A 5,851-nucleotide genomic window follows, 5' to 3' on the forward strand; every position below is an offset into this window, starting at 1 on the left:
TTTTGGGTTGTTGTACGGCGGTGTCCTACTCTCCCACACCCTGACGAGTGCAGTACCATCGGCGCTGAAGGGCTTAGCTTCCGGGTTCGGAATGGGACCGGGCGTTTCCCCTTCGCTAAAACCACCGTAACCGGGCGAAACAACCACCACACACCAACCACCCCACAGGGTGATCGAATGTGGTTGTGTGTTGTTTCAGACATCACACAGTGGACGCGAGCACACAAAGAATGTGTGTGTTCTGGTAAGCCATTCGGCCTATTAGTACCGGTCACCTACACACGTTACCGTGCTTCCAGTTCCGGCCTATCAACCCCATGATCTGTAGGGGGCCTTATCACCACAAGGGTGGAGAAACCTGATCGTGGAACGGGTTTCCCGCTTAGATGCTTTCAGCGGTTATCCCTTCCGAACGTAGCCAACCAGCCATGCTCCTGGTGGAACAACTGGCACACCAGAGGTTCGTCCGTCCCGGTCCTCTCGTACTAGGGACAGCCTTCCTCGAGTTTCTAATCGCGCGCGGCGGATAGAGACCGAACTGTCTCACGACGTTCTAAACCCAGCTCGCGTGCCGCTTTAATGGGCGAACAGCCCAACCCTTGGGACCTACTCCAGCCCCAGGATGCGACGAGCCGACATCGAGGTGCCAAACCATCCCGTCGATATGGACTCTTGGGGAAGATCAGCCTGTTATCCCCGGGGTACCTTTTATCCGTTGAGCGACACCGCTTCCACTTGCCGGTGCCGGATCACTAGTCCCGACTTTCGTCCCTGCTCGACCTGTCAGTCTCACAGTCAAGCTCCCTTGTGCACTTGCACTCAACACCTGATTGCCAACCAGGCTGAGGGAACCTTTGGGCGCCTCCGTTACATTTTGGGAGGCAACCGCCCCAGTTAAACTACCCACCAGGCACTGTCCCTGAACCAGATCATGGTCCGAGGTTAGACATCCAATACGATCAGAGTGGTATTTCAACAACGACTCCACGAACACTGGCGTATCCGCTTCACAGTCTCCCACCTATCCTACACAAACCGAATCGAACACCAATACCAAGCTATAGTAAAGGTCCCGGGGTCTTTTCGTCCTGCCGCGCGTAACGAGCATCTTTACTCGTAATGCAATTTCGCCGAGTCTGTGGTCGAGACAGCAGAGAAGTCGTTACGCCATTCGTGCAGGTCGGAACTTACCCGACAAGGAATTTCGCTACCTTAGGATGGTTATAGTTACCACCGCCGTTTACTGGGGCTTAAATTCTCCGCTTCACCCCCCAAAGGGAGTTGACAGGTCCTCTTAACCTTCCAGCACCGGGCAGACGTCAGTCCGTATACATCGTCTTACGACTTCGCACGGACCTGTGTTTTTAGTAAACAGTCGCTTCTCTCTGGTCTCTGCGACCACACCCAGCTCAGGAAGCAAGTTCCATCACCAGACGTGGTCCCCCTTCTCCCGAAGTTACGGGGGCATTTTGCCGAGTTCCTTAACCACAGTTATCTCGATCGCCTTAGTATTCTCTACCTGACCACCTGTGTCGGTTTGGGGTACGGGCCGTGAATCCACTCGCTAGAGGCTTTTCTCGGCAGCATAGGATCACTGAATTCGCCTCAAACGGCTATGCATCACCTCTCAGGCACATGAACGGCGGATTTGCCTACCATTCGCCCTACAGGCTTACACCGGTACAACCACTGACCGGCCCAGCTACCTTCCTGCGTCACCCCATCGCTTGACTACTACCAGCCGAGGTCCCGTGCAGCCCTCCCCACGCCACCCGAAGGCGGTCAGGAAAGTTTTGGACGGTTAGTACAACTGATTCATCACGGGCGCGGAAACACGGGTACGGGAATATCAACCCGTTGTCCATCGACTACGCCTGTCGGCCTCGCCTTAGGTCCCGACTCACCCCGGGCGGATAAACCTGCCCCGGGAACCCTTGGTCATTCGGCGGAAGAGTTTCTCACTCTTCTTTCGCTACTCATGCCTGCATTCTCACTCCCATACCCTCCACAGTTGGATCACTCCACTGCTTCCACAGGTACAGGACGCTCCCCTACCCATCCGCACACCTACCCAACAACCCGCAGGCTGAAAGGAGGCGAACATGCGAATGCCGCGGCTTCGGCGGTGTACTTGAGCCCCGCTACATTGTCGGCGCAGAACCACTTGACCAGTGAGCTATTACGCACTCTTTCAAGGGTGGCTGCTTCTAAGCCAACCTCCTGGTTGTCTTCGCGATCCCACATCCTTTTCCACTTAGTACACGCTTAGGGGCCTTAGCCGGCGATCTGGGCTGTTTCCCTCTCGACTACGAAGCTTATCCCCCGCAGTCTCACTGCCACGCTCTCACACACCGGCATTCGGAGTTTGGCTGATTTCGGTAAGCTTGTGGGCCCCCTAGACCATCCAGTAGCTCTACCTCCGGTGTGAAACACGTGACGCTGCACCTAAATGCATTTCGGGGAGAACCAGCTATCACGGAGTTTGATTGGCCTTTCACCCCTACCCACAACTCATCCCCTCAGTTTTCAACCTAAGTGGGTTCGGGCCTCCACAACATCTTACTGCTGCTTCACCCTGGCCATGGGTAGATCACTCCGCTTCGGGTCCAGACCCGGCAACTCAACGCCCTATTCGGACTCGCTTTCGCTACGGCTACCCCACACGGGTTAACCTCGCCACCGAGCACTGACTCGCAGGCTCATTCTTCAAAAGGCACGCCATCACCCACCACCCACTCAAGGATGCACAGGCTTTGACGGATTGTAAGCGCACGGTTTCAGGTACTATTTCACTCCCCTCCCGGGGTACTTTTCATCTTTCCCTCACGGTACTAGTCCGCTATCGGTCACCAGGGAGTATTCAGGCTTACCGGGTGGTCCCGGCAGATTCACAGCAGATTTCACGGGCCCGCTGCTACTTGGGCATCCACACACAACAGTCGCAGAGTTTTCACCTACCGGACTATCACCGTCTACGGTCGGGCTTTCCAACCCACTTCGGCTAACACCCACGATTTATCACTGTCGCTCGATCCGGCAGAACCGAGACGCATGAACCCCACAACACCACACACACAACCCCTGCCGGGTATCACATGCATGCGGTTTGGCCTACCTCCGCTTTCGCTCGCCACTACTCACGGAATCACGGTTGTTTTCTTCTCCTACGGGTACTGAGATGTTTCACTTCCCCGCGTTCCCTCTCGAACCCTATACATTCAGGCACGAGTAACACCACATCACTGGTGCTGGGTTTCCCCATTCGGACATCCTCGGATCACAGCTCGGTTGACAGCTCCCCGAGGCTTATCGCAGCCTCCCACGTCCTTCATCGGCTCCTGGTGCCAAGACATCCACCGTACGCTCATAAACACTTAACAAAACACACACAAAACAAAGATGCTCGCGTCCACTGTGCAATTCTCAAACAACACACACCCACCCCAACCCACAAGGCAAGCGCACATTCCGGTCAGAAACAACATACGTTGCCTCAGACACCCAACAGTGTGTCAACAAATCCCATTCAGGCATCCACCCCACAACAGGATGAACTCGTCGCCCGAACAACTGATGTTAGCGTTCCACCCAAAGAAGCATCCTCCCGCAGCCACACATACGGCGACTCAACGAGAAGGACAACATCCATAAATGAATGCTCCTTAGAAAGGAGGTGATCCAGCCGCACCTTCCGGTACGGCTACCTTGTTACGACTTCGTCCCAATCGCCGATCCCACCTTCGACGGCTCCCTCCACAAGGGTTGGGCCACCGGCTTCGGGTGTTACCGACTTTCATGACGTGACGGGCGGTGTGTACAAGGCCCGGGAACGTATTCACCGCAGCGTTGCTGATCTGCGATTACTAGCGACTCCAACTTCACGGGGTCGAGTTGCAGACCCCGATCCGAACTGAGACCGGCTTTCAAGGGATTCGCTCCACCTCACGGTATCGCAGCCCTCTGTACCGGCCATTGTAGCATGTGTGAAGCCCTGGACATAAGGGGCATGATGACTTGACGTCGTCCCCACCTTCCTCCGAGTTGACCCCGGCAGTCTCCTGCGAGTCCCCACCATTACGTGCTGGCAACACAGGACAAGGGTTGCGCTCGTTGCGGGACTTAACCCAACATCTCACGACACGAGCTGACGACAGCCATGCACCACCTGTACACCGACCACAAGGGAACTGATATCTCTACCAGCGTCCGGTGTATGTCAAACCCAGGTAAGGTTCTTCGCGTTGCATCGAATTAATCCACATGCTCCGCCGCTTGTGCGGGCCCCCGTCAATTCCTTTGAGTTTTAGCCTTGCGGCCGTACTCCCCAGGCGGGGTACTTAATGCGTTAGCTACGGCACGGATCCCGTGGAAGGAAACCCACACCTAGTACCCACCGTTTACGGCGTGGACTACCAGGGTATCTAATCCTGTTCGCTACCCACGCTTTCGCTCCTCAGCGTCAGTTACTGCCCAGAGACCCGCCTTCGCCACCGGTGTTCCTCCTGATATCTGCGCATTTCACCGCTACACCAGGAATTCCAGTCTCCCCTGCAGTACTCAAGTTATGCCCGTATCGCCTGCACGCCCGCAGTTGAGCTGCGGGATTCCACAGACGACGCGACAAACCACCTACGAGCTCTTTACGCCCAGTAATTCCGGACAACGCTCGCACCCTACGTATTACCGCGGCTGCTGGCACGTAGTTGGCCGGTGCTTCTTCTCCAGGTACCGTCACTCACGCTTCGTCCCTGGTGAAAGAGGTTTACAACCCGAAGGCCGTCATCCCTCACGCGGCGTCGCTGCATCAGGCTTTCGCCCATTGTGCAATATTCCCCACTGCTGCCTCCCGTAGGAGTCTGGGCCGTGTCTCAGTCCCAGTGTGGCCGATCACCCTCTCAGGTCGGCTACCCGTCGTCGCCTTGGTAGGCCATTACCCCACCAACAAGCTGATAGGCCGCGGGCCCATCCTGTACCGCCGGAACTTTCCACCACACCACATGCATGGCACGGTCATATCCGGTATTAGACCCAGTTTCCCGGGCTTATCCCGAAGTACAGGGCAGATCACCCACGTGTTACTCACCCGTTCGCCACTCGTGTACCCCGAAGGGCCTTACCGTTCGACTTGCATGTGTTAAGCACGCCGCCAGCGTTCGTCCTGAGCCAGGATCAAACTCTCCGTTGAAAAACAATGAAACACAAAAGGTTTCAGCATAATTCAAGAGAATCGATCAAACAAAAACTCTCAAACAAACGCCGACACAAACTTCAAAAAGTCAATGTCGACTTTCAAACAATTTCGTGGACCCCCACCCCAAACGAGGAAGGACAGGAAGTCCACATAATGGCACCAACACCATCATAATTGACACACTGTTGAGTTCTCAAACAACGCACACCCCCATCCCGAACCGCTCCGGGGGCAACCTTTCGATTCTAGACTCTAGCAACCCTGACTGCAAGAGTCAAAATCGCTGTCACCCACAACCGGAAGGAGGAAGTCGCTGCCACCCACACCCTCAAGGCGTCTCGGGCAACTTCTCCAAGTTACACACTCTCACACTGTTCCGCAAGCGGTCAAGCTGTGATCGTGGTCACTCTCCGATCAACCCGCAACAAAACCACCACCAACCACCCGAACACAATCAGGCAACCAGTGACACTCTCGATCACGGGAACCCCACCCTACACAGTCACTCGAAAGCAACCACAACCGGGTAGGAAACTTGTCAGAGGATCTTCGTACGGCCTCGTGTCTCCGACTCCCCCGAAGGGAGCGGGTCGGCGTCCGTGGTCGCTCTGACTCCGATAAAGTTACGCACACAAACCCACCACGTCAAATCGCCAGGTC

Annotated in this window: 3 rRNA genes; all 3 read right to left on the minus strand. The window is 55.7% G+C overall.

Going from position 1 to position 5,851, the window contains the following annotated elements:
- Positions 1-12: 12 nt before the first annotated feature.
- The 3 genes from rrf to MB1_RS24660 all read right to left on the minus strand — a co-directional run bounded on the left by rrf (position 13) and on the right by MB1_RS24660 (position 5,185).
- Positions 13-129, minus strand: a 5S ribosomal RNA gene (gene rrf, locus MB1_RS24650).
- A gap of 111 nt (positions 130-240) precedes the next feature.
- Positions 241-3,380, minus strand: a 23S ribosomal RNA gene (locus MB1_RS24655).
- A gap of 286 nt (positions 3,381-3,666) precedes the next feature.
- Positions 3,667-5,185, minus strand: a 16S ribosomal RNA gene (locus MB1_RS24660).
- The 16S, 23S and 5S rRNA genes sit together here, the layout of an rRNA operon.
- Positions 5,186-5,851: the final 666 nt, after the last annotated feature.

Origin of the sequence: Millisia brevis NBRC 105863 (assembly GCF_001552615.1) — a bacterium.
In the GTDB taxonomy this organism is placed as follows: Bacteria; Actinomycetota; Actinomycetes; order Mycobacteriales; family Mycobacteriaceae; genus Millisia; species Millisia brevis.